Source organism: Streptomyces sp. NPDC055632 (assembly GCF_053618675.1).
In genome coordinates, this window is record NZ_JBSHHY010000009.1 from 111,960 (window position 1) to 129,815 (window position 17,856).

The following is a 17,856-nucleotide window of genomic DNA, read 5'->3' on the forward strand; positions in this document are numbered from 1 at the left end:
TCCGGCATCCGTCCGGCGGAATCGCGCGGATCGCGCCCCGCGCCGGGGCGTGCTTCGCCATTGACGGCGATGTTTGAATGTGATTCTTTGTGCGTGGTTATGTTTGATCGCGCTTGGTCCTGCCCGGAGGGCATCCCGTGAAGAAGACCGTCACCACGCTCGCCGACGGGCGCGAGCTCGTCTACTACGACGCGCGCGAGGACACCGTCCGCACCGCCGCCGACCCCCGCCCCCTCACCCGCGTCGTCTCCCGCTCCGAGATCCGGTACGACGAGCTGACCGGCGACCCGGTCGCCGTCGCCTCCCACCGGCAGGACCGCACCTACCTCCCGCCGGCCGATGCCTGCCCGCTCTGCCCCTCCCGGGACGGCCGCGAGAGCGAGATCCCCGAAAAGAGCTACGAGGTGGCGGTCTTCGAGAACCGCTTCCCCTCCCTCTCCGGCGGCGTCGGCCGCTGCGAGGTCGTCTGCTTCACCGACGACCACACGGACTCCTTCGCCGACCTCACCGAGGAGCGGGCCGCCCTCGTCCTCGACGCCTGGACCGACCGCACCGCCGCACTCTCCGCCCTCCCCGGCGTCGAGCAGGTCTACTGCTTCGAGAACCGGGGCGCCGAGATCGGCGTCACCCTGCCGCACGCCCACGGCCAGATCTACGCCTTCCCCTACGTGACGCCCCGGACGGCCGCCATGCTCCGCCGGATCGACGAGCACCGGGAGGCCACCGGGCGGAACCTCTTCGACGACGTCGTCGCCCGGGAACGGACCGACGGCGAGCGGGTGGTCCTGGAGACCGACCACTGGATCGCCTTCGTGCCGTACGCCGCCCACTGGCCGTACGAGGTGCACCTCCACCCGAAGCGGCGGGTGCCCGACCTGCTCGCCCTCGACGGCGACGCCCGCACAGAGTGCCCACAGGTCCTTCTGGAACTCTTGAGGCGCTTCGACCGGATCTTCGGCCCGGACGCGCCGCCGACCCCCTACATCGCCGCCTGGCACCAGGCGCCGTTCACGGACGGGCGGCGCGAGGACTTCGGGCTCCACCTGGAGCTCTTCACCGTCCGGCGGGCCCCGGACAAGCTCAAGTTCCTCGCGGGCACCGAGTCCGGCATGGGGGCCTTCATGAACGACGTGCGGCCGGAGGACGCGGCCCGACGACTGCGAGAGGTGGCGAGCGCATGACGCGCAGGTATCTGGTGACGGGCGGAGCGGGGTACGTGGGCGGCGTGGTCGCCGCCCACCTCCTGGAACGGGGCCACCGGGTCACCGTCCTCGACGACCTCTCCACCGGCTTCGCCGAAGGCGTCCCGGAGGGCGCCGAGTTCGTCGAGGGACGCGTCCAGGACGCCGCGCGGTGGCTCGACGGCTCCTACGACGCCGTCCTGCACTTCGCCGCCTCCTCCCAGGTCGGCGAGTCCGTCGCCGAGCCCGAGAAGTACTGGGAGAACAACGTCGGCGGCACCATGGCCCTGCTCGCCGCCATGCGCGCGGCCGGGGTCCGCCGCCTCGTCTTCTCCTCCACCGCCGCCACCTACGGCGAGCCGGAGACCGTGCCGATCCCCGAGACCGCGCCCACCGCCCCCACCAGCCCCTACGGGGCGACCAAGCTCGCCGTGGACCACATGATCGGCGGCGAGTGCGCCGCCCACGGCCTGGCCGCCGTCTCGCTGCGGTACTTCAACGTGGCCGGGGCGTACGGCCCGTACGGCGAGCGCCACGAGCCCGAGTCGCACCTGATCCCGCTCGTCCTCCAGGTCGCCCTGGGCCGGCGCGAGGCGATCTCCGTGTACGGCGAGGACTACCCGACCCCGGACGGCACCTGCGTCCGCGACTACATCCACGTCGCCGACCTCGCCGAGGCCCACCTGCTCGCCCTCGACGCGATGACGGCGGGCGAGCACCTGATCTGCAACCTGGGCAACGGCAACGGCTTCTCCGTCCGCGAGGTCGTCGAGACCGTCCGGAAGGTCACCGGCCACCCGGTCCCCGAGGTCGTCGCCCCGCGCCGCCCCGGCGACCCCGCCGTCCTCGTCGCCTCCGCCGACACCGCGCGCGAACGGCTCGGCTGGACCCCCTCCCGCCCCGACCTGGCGGACGTCGTCACCGACGCCTGGGCCTTCGCCCGGAGCAGAGAAGGAGAGCGCCCGTGAGCGTCGCGGCCGGATTCGAGAGCCTCTACGGCGCCGCCCCCGACGGGGTCTGGGCGGCCCCCGGGCGGGTCAACCTCATCGGGGAGTACACCGACTTCAACGACGGCTTCGTGCTGCCGCTCGCCCTCCCGCACACCGCCGTCGCCGCCGTCTCCCGCCGCGACGACGGCGTCCTGCGGCTGCACTCGGCCGATGTCGACGGCGGAATCGTCCAGTTGGCCGTGGACTCCCTCGAACCGCTCTCCGGCGGCGGCTGGGCGGCCTACCCGGCCGGGGTCGTCTGGGCGCTGCGGGAGGCCGGGCACCCGGTGACGGGAGCCGACCTGCACCTCTCTTCGACCGTGCCGACCGGCGCCGGGCTCTCCTCCTCGGCCGCCCTGGAGGTCGTCACCGCGCTCGCCCTGAACGACCTGTTCGGGCTCGGCCTCTCCCGGCCCGAACTGGCCCGGCTCGCCCAGCGCGCCGAGAACGCCTTCGTCGGCGTGCCCTGCGGGGTCATGGACCAGATGGCCTCCGCCTGCGCGGAGGAGGGCCACGCCCTCCACCTGGACACCCGCGACCTGTCGTACCGCCGGGTCCCCTTCGACCTGGCCGCCGAGGGGCTGACGCTGCTGGTCGTCGACACCCGCGTGAAGCACGCGCTCGGGGACGGCGCGTACGCCGAGCGGCGCGCCGGGTGCGAGGCGGGCGCGCGGGCGCTCGGCGTGCGCACCCTGCGCGAGGTCGACGCCGTACACCTGCCGGAAGCGCTCGCACGGTTGGACGACGAGACGGTCCGGCGGTACGTGCGGCACGTCGTCTCGGACAACGCGCGCGTGGAGCGGACGATCGCGCTGCTGGACGCCGGCGACCCCCGGGCGGTCGGCCCGGTCCTCACCGAGGGCCACGCCTCCCTCCGGGACGACCTGCGGGTCTCCTGCCCCGAACTGGACCTGGTGGTCGGGGCGGCGAACGCGGCCGGGGCGCTCGGCGCCCGGATGACCGGCGGCGGCTTCGGCGGCTCGGCCGTCGTCCTGGTGGAGACCGACCGGGCGGAGAAGGTCGCCGCCGCCGTCGGGGAGGCCTTCGCCCTGGCCGGGCACGCGGCCCCGGGCGTCTTCCCGGCCGTCCCCTCGGCGGGCGCCCGCCGCCTCTGAGGAGACCTGCCGCCGAGAGCGTCCGCCGCCTTCGGGGAGCCTTTTCCGGCCCCGGCCCACGGCGGTTCCGGCCGCCGCCCCCGACAGTTCCGCGATTCGGCCCCCGCCGTGACGCCCCGCCCCTACCCTGAGGGGCGGTGCCGGCGGGGGCCGGCGCCGTTCGGGGGGCGAGAACCGCCGGGTACGGCGCCGTGGGCGGGGGTATCTGTCCCCGCACGGCGGCGGCCGTGTCCCACGACGGACCCGCCCCCGGCGCCGTGCCCGCGCCGGTCCGTTCCTCGACGCATGGGGGTGTCCGTGGCACGTATCCGGGTCCTGGTGGTGGACGACCACCGGATCTTCGCCGAGTCGCTGGCCGCCGCCCTCGCGGCGGAGCCGGACGTCGACGTCGCCGCGGCGGGCAGCGGCCCGGCCGCCCTGCGCTGTCTGGAGCGGGGCGCGGCGGAGGGGCGCAGGTTCGACGTGCTGCTCGTCGACGCCGAGCTGGGCGCGGGCCCGCCCGGGACGGCCGCGGCCCGCGCGGTGCCCGACGACGGCGAGGGCGCGGTGGACGGGATCTCCCTGGTGGCCGGGGTGCGCCGGATCCAGCCGGCCCTCCGGACCGTCGTCCTCGCGGAGCGGGACGACCCGCACCGGGCCGCGCTCGCCCTCCAGGCCGGGGCGTCGGGCTGGGTCGCGAAGGACTGCTCGCTCCAGCGGCTGCTCGCGGTGGTCCGGGGGGTCCTCAGGGACGAGACGCACTTGCCGCCGGCCCTGCTCACGGGCGTCCTGCGGGAGCTGACGGCGGCCCGCAAGCACCGCACGGACAGCGAGCGGCTCGTGGAGTCGCTGACCCCGCGCGAGCGGGAGGTGCTGCGCTGCATGGTCGCGGGCCTGGGCCGCAAGGCGGTCGCCGAGCGCCTCTTCCTGTCCCCGCACACCGTCCGCACCCACATGCAGAACGTGCTGGGGAAGCTGGGCGTGCACTCGACCCTGGCGGCGGTGGCCCTGGCCCGTCGCGCGGGCGTGGGGCCCGCGGAGCCGCTGCCGGCGGCCGCGGCCGTCCTAGCCGGGGACGTTGTCGAACGGGGCGGTCAGCCGGCGTAGCAGGGCGGCCAGTTCGGCGCGCTGGGCGCCGGAGAGCCGGGCCAGGATGGCGCGCTCCTGGGCGAGGAGTCCGGCGAGCGCCTCGTCGGCGCGGTCGCGGCCCTCGGGGGTGAGCCGGACGAGGACCCCGCGGCGGTCGCTGGGGTCGGGGAGCCGCTCGACGAGGCCCTTCTTGGCGAGCCGGTCGATGCGGTTGGTCATGGTCCCGGAGGTGACCAGGGTCTGGGTGAGGAGCTGGCCGGGGGAGAGCTGGTAGGGCGCTCCGGCGCGGCGCAGCGAGGTGAGGACGTCGAACTCCCAGGGCTCCAGCTGGTGCTCGGAGAAGGCGAGCCGACGGGCGCGGTCGAGGTGCCGGGCGAGCCGCGAGACGCGGCTGAGCACCTCGAGCGGTTCCACGTCGAGGTCGGGGCGCTCGCGGCGCCATGCTGCGACCAGTCGGTCGACCTCGTCCTCCATGACGATCAGTGTAGAGGGTCTGTTGACATAAAGTCTCTTCAGCTGAAGTTTCTTTATGTAAAGATTCTTGACATCAAGATATAGTTCGTCGAACTATGGGGAAGGGACCCGGCCGGAACACCGTTCCGCTTCGGTCATTCGTTCCAGCAAGGGGGCTTCGAACATGCATTCCGTGGAATCCGCCGCGCCCACGTGGGATCCGCAGCAGTACCTCCGCCACTCCGGGCACCGCGCCCGGCCCTTCCTCGACCTGCTCGCCCGAATACCGCACCTGCCGGCCGCGGACCGGCCCGCCCGCATCGCCGACCTCGGCTGCGGCCCCGGCAACGTGACGGCCCTCCTCGCCGACCGGTGGGCCGACGCGCACATCACCGGGTTCGACCTCTCGCCCGAGATGCTGGAACGGGCCGACAAGGACTGGGCGGGGGCCACCGGAGGAGGCGGCTGGATCGACTTCCGGCACGCCGACGCCGCCCACTGGACCCCGGACGAGCCCTACGACCTGATCGTCTCCAACGCCGCCCTCCAGTGGGTCCCCGGCCACCCCGAGTCCTTCGCCTCCTGGATCGACGGGCTGCGCCCCGGCGGCAGCTTCGCCTTCCAGGTCCCCGGCAACTTCGTCTCGCCCAGCCACGCCCTGCTCGGCGAGCTCACCGACTCCCCCGAGTGGCGCGACCGCCTCGGCGACCAGGGACGCCGCTTCGTCCACGTCCTCGACACCGCCGACTACCTCGACCGCCTCGTCGGCCTCGGCTGCGAGACGGACGTCTGGGAGACCACGTACCACCAGCTCCTCCAGGGCGAGGACCCCGTCCTCGACTGGGTGAAGGGCACCGCGCTGCGGCCCGTCCTCACCGCCCTGGGCGACGACCGCGAGGCGGTCGACGCCTTCCTCGGCCAGTACCGCGCCCTCCTGCGCGAGGCCTACCCGCCCGGCCCGCACGGCACGGTCTTCCCGTTCCGGCGCATCTTCGCCGTCGCCCGCAAACCGGCCTGAACGCGCGGACCGGCCCGAGCCCTCGAACCGGCCCGAACGCGCGGACGCCCCGCACCGGATGACCGGTGCGGGGCGTCCGCGGGCTTCGGCCCGTCAGGAGATCGAGTTGTAGATCTGGAAGCCGGGGCCGAACCTGGCCCGCGCCGAGAACTTGCCCGGCGCGGTGTTCAGGTAGGTGAACAGGTCGCCGTTGTGGGCGACGCCGATGAGGTCGGCCTTGCCGTCGGCGTTGAGGTCGCCGGGGGCGACCAGCTTGGCGTAGGTCTGCCAGCCGGGACCGATCTTGACGCGGCCCTTGAACGGAGCGGTCGCGGTGCCGGTGCCCGGGTAGAGGTAGAGGTCGCCGCCCGGGGTGGTGGCCAGGATGTCCGTACGGCCGTCGCCGGTGTGGTCGCCCGCACCGATGATCTTGTCGTACGCGCCCCAGCCGGGGCCGATCTTGATCCGGCCGCCGAAGGCGGTGCCCGCGCCGTTGCCCGCGTACACGTAGAGGACGCCGGACTTGTCCCGGGCCAGCAGGTCGCCCTTGCCGTCGCCGGTCAGGTCGCCGGGGCCCACGATCCGGTCGTAGGTGTCCCAGCCGGGGCCGATGTACTCGCCCTCGATGTAGAGGTCGCCGTAGGTGAGGATGCCGAGGTCCGAGAGGCCGTCCCCGTCCAGCGAGGAGAAGTGCTGGGGGACGAAGGTCTCGTCGTAGGTGCCGTTGTCGGAGGCCAGCACGCGCGGGTTCGGCTTGCCGACGGTGTCGTTGCTGTACCAGTACAGGGCTCCGGCGGGCGTGGTCGCGAAGAAGCCCTCCTTGCCGGTGTACGCGTTGCCGCCGCCGTTGGCGAAGTGGACGATGCCCTTCATGCTGCCCGTGTCGCCGGACTTCTGGCGCCCGGCCAGGGTGCCGTTGCCCTTGCCCGCGTAGACGTACAGCGTGCCCGCGTTGTCCCGGGCCAGCAGGAAGCCGTCGCCGCCGGGCAGGAGCTGGGTGTAGGCGCCCCAGCCGCCGCCGATGGCCTTGCGGGCGCCGAACGGCGCGGACGGCTTGCCGGTGCCGGCGTAGAACCACAGCGTGCCGGCGTTGTCGCGGGCGTACAGGTCGGCCCTGCCGTCGCCGTTGGCGTCGCTGAAGCCCACGAGCTGGTCGTAGGAGCCCCAGCCGGGGCCGATCGCCGTCCGGGCCCCGAGCGGCTTCGACAGGTTGCCGGTGCCCAGGTACAGGTACAGGTACCCGTCCTTGGTGCGGGCGATCACGTCGGCGCGGCCGTCGCCGTTCACGTCACCGGGCGAGGTGACCTTGTTGTAGACCTGCCAGCCGCCGCCCACCGACGACGAGGTCGGGGTGCCGTACGGGTTGGCGTCGCGGTACAGCCTCAGCGCGCCGTTCTCGGAGAGGACGAGCACCTCGGGCTCGCCCGCACCGCCCTGGTTGCCGATCGGGATGATCTCCTTCGCGACGTCGCCGGTGCGGAGGAGGTCGAACGGGCCGCCCTGGCCGCTGGACGTGGAGGAGTAGAGCTCGCCGTCCAGGGCGCGGAAGACGATGTCCTCGAAGCCGTCGCGGTCCAGGTCGGACAGCAGCGGCGCGGCCTTGGCCGTGGCGGTGGCGGCGCCCGCGCGGACGTCCCGCTGCGGGAGCGTCACCTGCGGAGGCGTGAAGGAAGGCGCCTTCTGCTGGACGGCCTCCTTCGTGACCGACGGAGGCGGCGTCGGGTCGGCGGACGCGGGGCCCGCCAGGAGCATGCCCGCGGAGAGGGCGAGAGCGGTGCAGGCGGCGACGCGGCCGGCACGCTTGGAGTGCGCGAAGAACAAGAGATTCCCCCCAGGAATCAGAGGTGCGGCGAACTCGAACGAGAAAAGAGGTCGGACGAGAGGGTTCGCACGGCATCGAACGGCGTCGGCGCGGGCCCTGCGGGCACGCCGAGACGGCTTCGTTCGAGGATGGGAACACCCCCCCGGATGTTGAACACGATCCTACCCCGGGCCTCACGATCTGCCAGGGGTTTTGTTCGGGGGATCCGGAGCTTCCCGGATCCCCCGGACGGGCCGTGCGGGACGCCCGTCGGCCTGCGGGCCGTCAGGGCGCGAAGTCGTCGGGACGCGGGCCGTCAGGACACGGAGTCGTAGATCTGGAACCCGGAGCCGAACACGACGCGTGAGGAGAACACGCCCGGCGCGGTGTTGAGGTAGCGGTAGAGGTCGCCGTTGGGGGCGACGCCGATGAGGTCGGCCTTGCCGTCCGCGTCGAGGTCGCCGGGGGCCACCAGCTTGGCGTAGGTCTGCCAGCCGGGACCGATCTTCACCCGGTCCTTGAACGGAGCGGCCGTGTTCCCGGTGCCGGCGTACAGGTAGAGGTCGCCGCCCGGCGTGCGGGCCAGGATGTCCGCGCGGCCGTCGCCGGTGTGGTCGCCCGCACCGACGATCCTGTCGTACGCGCCCCAGCCGGGGCCGATCTTGATCCGGCCGCCGAAGGCGGTGCCCGCGCCGTTGCCCGCGTACAGGTGGAGGACGCCGGACTTGTCCCGGGCCAGCAGGTCGCCCTTCCCGTCGCCGGTCAGGTCGCCCGGGCCCACGAGCACGTCGTAGGCGTCCCAGCCGGGACCGATGTACGCGCCGTCGACGTAGAGGCCGCCCCGGTCGACCCACGCGACGTCCGACGAGGCGTCCGGGTCCAGCGAGGACAGGTGCGCGAGGCCGACCCCAGCCCAGTCGCCCACTTCGCCGATCTGCCCGCGGTCGGCGAGCAGGCCGTCCGTCCTGCTGCCGTACCAGAACAGCGTGCCGGCCCTGTCCCGCGCCAGGACGCCCTCCTTCTCGCCGGTGACCGGGATGTTGCCCGCGCCGCCGAACTGCGGAACGCCCGCCCAGTAACCCGTGCTGCCGGACTGCCGGCGGGTCGCGAAGACGCCCTTGCCCACGCCGACGTAGTACCAGAGGGTGCCGTTCTTGTCGCGGGCGACCAGCTCCCCGTTGCCGTCCGCGTTGTCGTCGCCGACGGCGAGGATCTGGTTGTAGGCGTTCCAGCCGCCGCCGACGGCCTTGCGGGCGCCGAACGGCCCCGACTTGTCGCCCTTGCCGGGGTAGAACCACAGGATGCCCGCGGGGTCGCGGGCCAGCAGGTCGGCCCAGCCGTCGCCGTTGTTGTCGCCGATGCCGAGGAGCTGGTCGTACATGTTCCAGCCGGGACCGACCTTCACGCGCGCGGAGAACGGCTGCTTGCGGTCGCCGGTGGCGTAGTACAGGTACAGGTTCCCGGCGTGGTCGCGGGCCAGCAGGTCGGCGCGGCCGTCGTCGTTCACGTCGCCGGGCGCGAGGACCTTGTTGTAGGTCTGCCAGCCGGTGCCCCGCCAGGCGTACGAGGCGGTGGTGGGCGTGGCGTTCTCGTACAGGGAGAGCACGCCGCTCGACGAGAGCGTCAGGACCTCGGGGCCGGCGTTGCCGTCCTGGTCCCCGATCGGGATGACGTCCTCGACGGGCTCCGTGGCCTCCCCGAGGAAGAGCCCGCCCCCGTCCGTGGTCGTGGCGGTGTAGAGGCTGCCGTTCCAGGCACGGTAGACCAGGTCGCCGTACCCGTCGCGGTCGAAGTCCGACAGCAGCGGAGAGGGACGGGCCCCGGACGCCCCCGCGGCGCCCGGGCGGGCCGCGCCGGCGGCCTCCGGGATCCGCAGGGTCGGCGGGGCGAAGCCGGGCGCCGGCTTCTCGACGGCCGGGCGGGGCGAGGGCCTGTCGGCCGACGCCGGGGTCGCGAGCAGCATGCCCGCGGAGAGGACGAGAGCGGTGCAGGCCGCGAGGCGCGCACGCGTGGAACGCACAGGACGCAAGAGATCCCCCCCAGGGATCAGATGACCACGGACCGGGTGCGGGGCTCTGCGACACCCGCGCGCGTGGAGGACGCGCGCCGGGGGCGAACACCCTCCCGGTTTCGGCTGGAGCATATCCCGCCCCTACGACAGGGCATCAACGCGTACGCCCGGCGACCGGAGACGCCCTCCGGCCGCCGGGCCCGACCCTCCCCGCCCGGCCGGTCCGCCCCACCGGTCCGCCCCACCGGTCCGTCCGGCCGGTCCGTCCCACCGGTCCGCCCGGTCGGGCCCTCCGGGCCCCGCCGGTGCCACCGGCCCGTCAGCTCTTGCGGTGGCCTATCAGCCGCGGCTTCTGCTCCAGGCCGTCCAGGCCGTGCCACGCCAGGTTCACCAGGTGCGCCGCGACCTCCGCCTTCTTCGGGCGGCGCACGTCCAGCCACCACTGGCCCGTCAGGGCCACACTGCCCACCAGCGCCTGCGCGTACAGCGGCGCCAGCTTCGGATCGAACCCCCGCGCCTTGAACTCCAGGCCCAGAATGTCCTCCACCTGCGTGGCGATGTCGCTGATCAGCGACGCGAACGTGCCCGTCGACTGCGCCACCGGCGAATCCCGTACGAGGATCCGGAAGCCGTCCGTGTAGTTCTCGATGTAGTCGAGCAGCGCGAACGCCGCCTGCTCCAGGAGCTCCCGCGGATGCCCCGCCGTCAGCGCCCCCGTCACCCCGTCCAGGAGCTGGCGCATCTCCCGGTCCACCACGACCGCGTACAGCCCCTCCTTGCCCCCGAAGTGCTCGTACACCACCGGCTTGGAGACCCCGGCCTTCGCCGCGATCTCCTCCACCGACGTGCCCTCGAAGCCCTTCGCGGCGAACAGCGTGCGGCCGATGTCGAGCAGCTGCTCCCGGCGCTCCGCGCCCGTCATCCGCACCCGGCGCCCGCGCCGGGGCTTCTGCTCTCCGCCGCTGCCGCCACTGCCGCCCGTCCTGCCCTCGATCGCCACGTCTTCCATCATGCCGCGTCTGCGGACACGCTCTGGCGGCGGGCTTCGATGCGGGACTTCGCCGGCCAGCGCACGTCGTACGCCCAGCCCGCCATCTCGAACCAGCGGATCAGCCGCGCGCTGGAGTCGATCTGCCCGCGCAGCACCCCGTGCCGCGCCGACGTCGGGTCCGCGTGGTGCAGGTTGTGCCACGACTCGCCGCAGGAAAGGACCGCCAGCCACCACACGTTGCCCGAGCGGTCGCGCGACTTGAACGGACGCTTGCCCACCGCGTGGCAGATCGAGTTGATCGACCACGTCACGTGGTGCAGCAGCGCCACCCGCACCAGCGAGCCCCAGAAGAACGCCGTGAACGCGCCCCACCACGACCACGTCACCAGACCGCCCACCAGCGGCGGGATCGCCAGCGACACGACCGTCCACAGCACGAACTGGCGCGAGATCGCCCGGAGCGCCGGATCCTTGATCAGATCGGGGGCGTACTTGTGCTGCGGCGTCCGCTCCTCGTCGAACATCCAGCCGATGTGCGCCCACCACAGGCCCTTCATCAGCGCCGGGACCGTCTCGCCGAACCGCCACGGCGAATGCGGGTCGCCCTCCGCGTCCGAGAACTTGTGGTGCTTGCGGTGGTCCGCCACCCAGCGCACCAGCGGGCCCTCCACCGCCAGCGACCCCATGATCGCGAGCGCGATCCGCAGCGGCCGCTTCGCCTTGAACGAGCCGTGCGTGAAGTACCGGTGGAAACCGATCGTGATCCCGTGGCAGCCGATGAAGTACATCGCCACCAGCAGACCGAGATCCAGCCAGCTCACCCCCCGACCCCACGCCAGCGGCACCGCCGCGAGGACCGCCAGGAACGGCACCACGATGAACAGCGTCAGGGCGATCTGCTCGACCGACCCCTTCCTGTCACCGCCCAGCGTGGCGAAGGGCAGGGCCCCGGCGCCGTCCGGATCGTCCGGCGCCTCGGACGCCGAGGTCATCTCGGGGCTCGTGGTCATGGGTCTCCCTGGGAGGTGAGGGCAGAAGGGGTGACGCGCGCGGAAACGCGCACGTGAACCGTCACGCGGCTACGGATCCGTAACCTACGGTGTCGTAAGTATGGCAGCGTCGTGGCGCGCGGCAAGAGGGCACCAGAGGGGCCCGGCCGCCACCGGAGGGACGGCCACCTATCCTTGGTGCGTCGGACAGCGCGGTCCGCAAGCCTCCAGAACACCTCCAGACGTGCTCAAACACTGCAAGGAGCCGCACCTGTGAGCAGTGCCGACCAGACCCCCACCGCCAGCACCGAGCTGCGCGCCGACATCCGCCGACTGGGCGACCTCCTGGGCGAGACCCTCGTCCGGCAGGAGGGCCACGAACTCCTCGACCTCGTCGAGCGCGTCCGCAGCCTCACCCGCGAGGACGGCGAGGCCGCCGCCGAGCTGCTCCGCGGCGTCGAACTCGAGACGGCCGCCAAGCTCGTGCGCGCCTTCTCCACCTACTTCCACCTCGCGAACGTCACCGAGCAGGTCCACCGCGGCCGTGAACTGCGCGAGAAGCGCGCCGCCGAGGGCGGCCTCCTCGCCCGCACCGTCGACATGCTCAAGGACGGCGACCCCGAGCACGTCCGCGAGACCGTCAAGAACCTCAACGTGCGGCCCGTCTTCACCGCGCACCCCACCGAGGCCGCCCGCCGCTCCGTCCTCAACAAGCTGCGCCGGATCGCCGCCCTCCTGGAGACCCCGGTCGGCCAGGCCGACCGGCGCCGCACCGACCTGCGCCTCGCCGAGAACATCGACCTCATCTGGCAGACCGACGAACTCCGGGTCGTCCGCCCCGAGCCCGCCGACGAGGCCCGCAACGCCATCTACTACCTCGACGAGCTGCACGCCGGCGCCGTCGGCGACGTCCTGGAGGACCTCGCCGCCGAGCTGGAGCGCGTCGGCGTCGAGCTGCCCGCCGACACCCGCCCCCTCACCTTCGGCACCTGGATCGGCGGCGACCGCGACGGCAACCCCAACGTCACCCCCCAGGTCACCCGCGACGTCCTGATCCTCCAGCACGAGCACGGCATCAGCGACGCCCTCGAACTGGTCGACTTCCTGCGCGGACTCCTCTCCAACTCCATCCGCTACACCGGAGCCACCCCGGAGCTCCTGGAGTCCCTCGGGCGCGACCTGGAACTCCTCCCCGAGATCAGCCCCCGCTACAAGCGCCTCAACGCCGAGGAGCCGTACCGCCTCAAGGCCACCTGCGTCCGGCAGAAGCTCGTCAACACCCGCGAGCGCCTCGCCACCGGCACCGCCCACCAGGAGGGCCGCGACTACCTCGGCACCGCCGAGCTGATCCACGACCTCACCCTCATCCAGACCTCGCTGCGCGAGCACCGCGGCGCCCTCTTCGCCGACGGGCGCATGGACCGGGTCATCCGCACCCTCTCCGCCTTCGGCCTCCAGCTCGCCACCATGGACGTCCGCGAGCACGCCGAGGCCCACCACCACGCCCTCGGCCAGCTCTTCGACCGCCTCGGCGAGGAGTCCTGGCGGTACGCGGACATGCCCCGCGACTACCGGCAGAAGCTCCTCGCCAAGGAGCTGCGCTCGCGCCGCCCGCTCGCCCCCACCCCGGCCCCCCTCGACGCCGCCGGACAGAAGACCCTCGGCGTCTTCCACACCGTCAAGGAGGCCTTCGAGCGCTTCGGCCCCGAGGTCATCGAGTCGTACATCATCTCGATGTGCCAGGGCGCCGACGACGTCTTCGCCGCCGCCGTCCTCGCCCGCGAGGCCGGCCTCGTCGACCTGCACGCCGGCTGGGCCAAGATCGGCATCGTGCCGCTCCTGGAGACCACCGACGAGCTCAAGGCCGCCGACGTCATCCTCAACGACATGCTGGCCGACCCCTCCTACCGGCGCCTCGTCTCGCTCCGCGGCGACGTCCAGGAGGTCATGCTCGGCTACTCCGACTCCTCCAAGTTCGGCGGCATCACCACCTCCCAGTGGGAGATCCACCGCGCCCAGCGGCGCCTGCGCGACGTCGCCCACCGCTACGGCGTCCGCCTGCGCCTCTTCCACGGCCGCGGCGGCACCGTCGGCCGCGGCGGCGGCCCCTCCCACGACGCGATCCTCGCCCAGCCCTGGGGCACCCTGGAGGGCGAGATCAAGGTGACCGAGCAGGGCGAGGTCATCTCCGACAAGTACCTCATCCCGTCCCTCGCCCGCGAGAACCTCGAACTGACCGTCGCCGCCACCCTGCAGGCCTCCGCCCTGCACACCGCGCCGCGCCAGTCCGACGAGGCCCTCGCCCGCTGGGACGCGGCCATGGACACCGTCTCCGACGCCGCCCACACCGCCTACCGCAAGCTCGTCGAGGACCCCGGCCTGCCGGCGTACTTCCTCGCCTCCACCCCCGTCGACCAGCTCGCCGACCTGCACCTGGGCTCACGGCCCTCCCGCCGCCCCGGCTCCGGCGTCTCGCTCGACGGACTCCGCGCCATCCCGTGGGTGTTCGGCTGGACCCAGTCCCGCCAGATCGTCCCCGGCTGGTTCGGCGTCGGCTCCGGCCTCAAGGCCCTGCGCGAGGGGGGCTCGCAGCAGGAGGGCGCCCCGGTCCTTAGCGAGATGTACGAGCACTGGCACTTCTTCCGCAACTTCCTCTCCAACGTGGAGATGACGCTCGCGAAGACGGATCTGCGCATCGCCCGCCACTACGTCGACACCCTGGTCCCCGACGACCTCAAGCACGTCTTCGACACCATCCGGGCCGAGCACGAGCTGACCGTCTCCGAGGTCCTCAAGATCACCGGCGGCGAGAAGCTCCTCGACTCCAACCCGGTCCTCCAGCAGACCTTCGCCATCCGCGACGCCTACCTGGACCCGATCTCCTACCTCCAGGTCGCCCTCCTCGCCCGCCAGCGCGCTGTCGCCGAGCACGAGGAGGACCCGGACCCGCTGCTCGCGCGGGCCCTGCTCCTCACGGTGAACGGCGTGGCCGCGGGCCTGCGCAACACCGGCTGACCCCACCCCGCACGGACACGACGAAGCCCCCGCCGGAATCCCTTCCGGCGGGGGCTTCGTCGTGGGTGCGGAGCCGGGCGTCCGGCTTGGAACACGAAGGCGTACGTCTCAGAGCGCGAAGAACGCCGCCACCAGCAGCCCCCCGCCGAGCCCCGCGAGCGACCACGCCGTCCGGGGCAGCCGCAGCCACCCGACCAGCGGCGCCGCGAGCAGCAGCGCACCGCCCAGCGGCAGCCAGGCGTGCAGCCCGCCGCCCCAGCCCGCCCGTACGCCCTCGTCCGTGCCCGGCTTCACCACCACCGGGATCGTCGCCCCCGGCTCCGCCGCCACCGAACGCCCTATCGTCAGCGCGCGGCGCGCCGAGCCGGGCTCCCCGGGAACGTAGCGCCCGCTGCACGTCTCCTCGCCGCAGGCCGTCACCGTCAGGGTGCCGTGCTCGCGCCCCTTGCCCAGCAGCACGTGCTGGGCCGAGGCCCACGAGGTCCACACGCCCGCGACGACGAGGAGCAGGGCGACCAGGGCCAGGACTGCGTTACGGACGTGCGTCATGACCCGCGATCGTACATCCGTACGTCCGCATGGCCGGCCTCAGGAGTTGTACGCGGACTGCGCCCGCTCCAGGCCCTCCGCCACCAGGCACTCCACCGCGTCCGCCGCCCGGTCCACGAACCAGTCCAGGTCCTTGCGCTCCGCCGACGAGAAGTCCTTCAGCACGAAGTCCGCGACCTGCATCCGGCCCGGCGGACGCCCGATCCCGCACCGCACCCGGTGGTAGTCGGCGCCCATCGCCTTCGTCATCGACTTCAGGCCGTTGTGCCCGTTGTCCCCGCCGCCCAGCTTCAGCCGCAGCACCCCGTAGTCGACGTCCAGCTCGTCGTGGACCGCCACCACGTGCGCCGTCGGCACCTTGTAGAAGTCGCGCAGCGCCGTCACCGGGCCGCCCGACAGGTTCATGTACGACATCGGCTTCGCGAGCACCACCCGCCGGCTCGCCGGTCCTGGCGGACCCATCCGGCCCTCCACCACTTGCGCCTGCGCCTTCTGGGCCCGCTTGAACGAGCCGCGGATCCGCTCCGCGAGCAGGTCCACGACCATGAAGCCGATGTTGTGGCGGTTCGCCGCGTACTCGGGCCCCGGGTTGCCGAGGCCGACGATCAGCCAGGGGGCGTCGGCGTCGTCCGTCATGTGCGTCAGGTCTCCTCGTGTCCGTAAGCCGTCGCGTCCGTACCCGTACGTCCGTAAGCCGTCGCGTCCGTACCCGTACGTTCGTACCCGTACAAGGGAAACGGGGTGACGGGCCGTGCGGCCCGGTCACCCCGTCACATCAGGCAGAGCCTACGGCTCAGGCCTCGTCGCCCTCGGCGGCGGCCTCGACGGCCTCGCCCTCGGCGGCCTCGGTGCCCTCGGCGGCCGGCTCCTCGGCCTGGGCGGCCAGGACCTGGAGGACGACGGCGTCGGCGTCGGTCACCAGGGTGGTGCCCTTGGGGAGCTCGATGTCCTTGGCGAGGACGGAGGCACCGGCCTCCAGGCCCTCGACGGAGACCGAGAAGGACTCGGGCAGGTGGGTGGCCTCGGCCTCGACCGAGAGGGTGTTCAGCACGTGCTCAAGGAGGTTGCCACCGGCGGCCAGCTCGCCCTCGGCCTGGACCGGAACCTCGACGGTGACCTTCTCGCCGCGCTTCACGAGGATCAGGTCGACGTGCTCCAGGAAGCCCTTCAGCGGGTCGCGCTGCACGGCCTTCGGGATCGCCAGCTCCTGGCCCTTGCCGTCGATGTCGAGCGAGAGCAGGACGTTCGGCGTACGCAGGGCGAGCAGCAGCTCGTGGCCCGGGAGGGTCAGGTGGACCGGGTCCGTGCCGTGGCCGTAGAGGACGACGGGGACCTTGTTGTCACGGCGGATCTTGCGGGCGGCGCCCTTGCCGAACTCCGAACGGACGGAGGCGGCGATCTTGACCTCGGACATGGTGCACTCCTCGTAGAAGGTGACGGAAAACGAGGTCACCCGGCCACGACTGGCGATGGCCTGCTACGAAGAGCGCGTCGATAACGGACCGCCGTGACCCTCAACGGGCACGGCCTCCCTCGCCGAGCAACCCCGGCAGTCTACCCGCCGCCCCCGAACCGCCCAAATGGATCAGCGCGAGCACGGGAAAGGGCCGCCTCCCCACCGGGGAAACGGCCCTCCCTGCTCCTTCTCGGAGGCTCAGTGCTCCTCGAAGAGGCTCGTCACCGAACCGTCCTCGAACACCTCGCGCACCGCGCGCGCGATCGTCGGCGCGATCGAGAGCACCGTGATCTTGTCCAGCTCCAGGGCGCCCGGAACCGGCAGCGTGTCCGTGAACACGAACTCGCTGACCTTCGAGTTCTTCAGGCGGTCGGCCGCCGGACCCGACAGGATGCCGTGCGTCGCCGTCACGATGACGTCCTCGGCGCCGTGCGCGAACAGGGCGTCCGCCGCCGCGCAGATCGTGCCGCCCGTGTCGACCATGTCGTCCACCAGGACGCACACGCGGCCCTTCACGTCACCGACGACCTCGTGCACGGTCACCTGGTTGGCGACGTCCTTGTCGCGCCGCTTGTGCACGATCGCCAGCGGGGCGTCCAGACGGTCGCACCAGCGGTCGGCGACCCGCACGCGGCCCGCGTCCGGGGAGACGATCGTCAGCTTGGAGCGGTCGACCTTCGCGCCCACGTAGTCCGCGAGGACCGGCAGCGCCGACAGGTGGTCCACCGGACCGTCGAAGAAGCCCTGGATCTGGTCCGTGTGCAGGTCCACGGTCAGGATCCGGTGCGCGCCCGCCGTCTTCAGCAGGTCCGCCACCAGACGCGCCGAGATCGGCTCGCGGCCGCGGTGCTTCTTGTCCTGACGGGCGTAGCCGTACGACGGGATGATCACGGTGATGCTGCGGGCCGAGGCCCGCTTCAGCGCATCGATCATGATCAGCTGCTCCATGATCCACTTGTTGATCGGAGCCGTGTGGCTCTGGATCAGGAAGCAGTCCGCACCACGGGCCGACTCCTGGAAGCGGACGTAGATCTCACCGTTGGCGAAGTCGAACGCCTTGGTGGGAACGAGGCCGACGCCCAGCTGGTGCGCGACCTCCTCGGCCAGCTCGGGGTGGGCGCGGCCGGAGAAGAGCATCAGCTTCTTCTCGCCGGTCGTCTTGATCCCGGTCACAGCACTGTCTCCTCAGACGTGTTCCCTGGCCGCGATCCCGCGCTCCCGTGCGCGTGAGCGAACCAGCC

The 17,856-nt window shown here is 72.6% G+C and carries 14 protein-coding genes and 1 pseudogene; 6 read left to right on the forward strand and 9 right to left on the reverse strand.

Translation table 11 applies throughout. The features are described from left to right. Nucleotides 1–137 precede the first annotated feature (137 nt). The 4 genes from galT (at nucleotide 138) to ACWGSR_RS15025 (ending at nucleotide 4,371) form a co-directional block, all read left to right on the forward strand. On the forward strand, nucleotides 138–1,181 hold the full coding sequence (gene galT / locus ACWGSR_RS15010) for a galactose-1-phosphate uridylyltransferase (RefSeq protein WP_376234039.1): 1,044 nt from the start codon (nucleotides 138–140) through the stop codon (nucleotides 1,179–1,181). Next, nucleotides 1,178–2,149, forward strand: coding sequence for a UDP-glucose 4-epimerase GalE (galE, locus tag ACWGSR_RS15015; RefSeq protein ID WP_366377083.1), 972 nt, complete (start codon nucleotides 1,178–1,180; stop codon nucleotides 2,147–2,149). The genes galT and galE overlap by 4 nt, the downstream gene beginning before the upstream one ends. Beyond that, nucleotides 2,146–3,285 (forward strand): galactokinase, encoded by a 1,140-nt coding sequence (galK, locus tag ACWGSR_RS15020; protein ID WP_376234045.1) that lies wholly within the window; start codon nucleotides 2,146–2,148, stop codon nucleotides 3,283–3,285. Before galE ends, galK begins: the two co-directional genes overlap by 4 nt. 285 nt (nucleotides 3,286–3,570) lie before the next feature. Then, entirely contained in the window at nucleotides 3,571–4,371 is an 801-nt protein-coding gene (locus tag ACWGSR_RS15025; protein WP_376234047.1) for a LuxR C-terminal-related transcriptional regulator, read from the forward strand. Here the strand turns inward: ACWGSR_RS15025 and ACWGSR_RS15030 are convergent. Beyond that, nucleotides 4,330–4,827, reverse strand: a complete 498-nt coding sequence (locus ACWGSR_RS15030) for a MarR family winged helix-turn-helix transcriptional regulator (protein ID WP_366377080.1) — start codon at nucleotides 4,825–4,827, stop codon at nucleotides 4,330–4,332. The two genes, ACWGSR_RS15025 and ACWGSR_RS15030, sit on opposite strands and share 42 nt — an antisense overlap. A 163-nt stretch (nucleotides 4,828–4,990) precedes the next feature. On the opposite strand from ACWGSR_RS15030, the gene ACWGSR_RS15035 reads away from it, so the two are divergent. Further along, nucleotides 4,991–5,824 carry a trans-aconitate 2-methyltransferase gene (locus tag ACWGSR_RS15035; RefSeq protein WP_453566668.1) on the forward strand — a complete coding sequence of 278 codons (834 nt, stop codon included), beginning with the start codon at nucleotides 4,991–4,993 and terminating at the stop codon, nucleotides 5,822–5,824. Between the two features lie 264 nt (nucleotides 5,825–6,088). On the opposite strand, the pseudogene ACWGSR_RS15040 reads toward ACWGSR_RS15035, so the two are convergent. From ACWGSR_RS15040 to ACWGSR_RS15055, 4 genes and pseudogenes are all read right to left on the reverse strand, one after another. Beyond that, nucleotides 6,089–7,555 (reverse strand): annotated as a pseudogene (locus tag ACWGSR_RS15040) (FG-GAP repeat domain-containing protein); the annotation flags it as partial. 365 nt (nucleotides 7,556–7,920) lie between these two features. Further along, entirely contained in the window at nucleotides 7,921–9,624 is a 1,704-nt protein-coding gene (locus ACWGSR_RS15045; RefSeq protein WP_453566670.1) for an FG-GAP repeat domain-containing protein, read from the reverse strand. Nucleotides 9,625–9,934: 310 nt separating this feature from the next. Further along, complete coding sequence (locus ACWGSR_RS15050; RefSeq protein ID WP_366377239.1) at nucleotides 9,935–10,624, reverse strand: TetR/AcrR family transcriptional regulator; 690 nt, start codon at nucleotides 10,622–10,624, stop codon at nucleotides 9,935–9,937. Beyond that, nucleotides 10,624–11,616, reverse strand: coding sequence for an acyl-CoA desaturase (locus ACWGSR_RS15055; RefSeq protein WP_376234053.1), 993 nt, complete (start codon nucleotides 11,614–11,616; stop codon nucleotides 10,624–10,626). Before ACWGSR_RS15055 ends, ACWGSR_RS15050 begins: the two co-directional genes overlap by 1 nt. A 252-nt stretch (nucleotides 11,617–11,868) precedes the next feature. Here ACWGSR_RS15055 and ppc point away from each other — a divergent pair, with 252 nt between their 5' ends. Next, nucleotides 11,869–14,610 carry a phosphoenolpyruvate carboxylase gene (gene ppc / locus ACWGSR_RS15060; protein ID WP_453566672.1) on the forward strand — a complete coding sequence of 914 codons (2,742 nt, stop codon included), beginning with the start codon at nucleotides 11,869–11,871 and terminating at the stop codon, nucleotides 14,608–14,610. A 108-nt stretch (nucleotides 14,611–14,718) separates the two neighbouring features. Here ppc and ACWGSR_RS15065 read toward each other — a convergent pair whose 3' ends face one another. The 4 genes from ACWGSR_RS15065 to ACWGSR_RS15080 all read right to left on the reverse strand — a co-directional run bounded on the left by ACWGSR_RS15065 (nucleotide 14,719) and on the right by ACWGSR_RS15080 (nucleotide 17,788). Continuing rightward, nucleotides 14,719–15,159, reverse strand: a complete 441-nt coding sequence (locus tag ACWGSR_RS15065) for a hypothetical protein (RefSeq protein WP_376234057.1) — start codon at nucleotides 15,157–15,159, stop codon at nucleotides 14,719–14,721. Between the two features lie 39 nt (nucleotides 15,160–15,198). Beyond that, nucleotides 15,199–15,795, reverse strand: a complete 597-nt coding sequence (gene pth, locus ACWGSR_RS15070; protein ID WP_453566675.1) for an aminoacyl-tRNA hydrolase — start codon at nucleotides 15,793–15,795, stop codon at nucleotides 15,199–15,201. Between the two features lie 157 nt (nucleotides 15,796–15,952). Next, the gene (locus tag ACWGSR_RS15075) at nucleotides 15,953–16,573 is read right to left on the reverse strand and encodes a 50S ribosomal protein L25/general stress protein Ctc (RefSeq protein ID WP_376234060.1); all 621 of its coding nucleotides are present in this window, start codon (nucleotides 16,571–16,573) and stop codon (nucleotides 15,953–15,955) included. 240 nt (nucleotides 16,574–16,813) lie between these two features. Then, complete coding sequence (locus tag ACWGSR_RS15080; protein WP_030216703.1) at nucleotides 16,814–17,788, reverse strand: ribose-phosphate diphosphokinase; 975 nt, start codon at nucleotides 17,786–17,788, stop codon at nucleotides 16,814–16,816. Nucleotides 17,789–17,856: the final 68 nt, after the last annotated feature.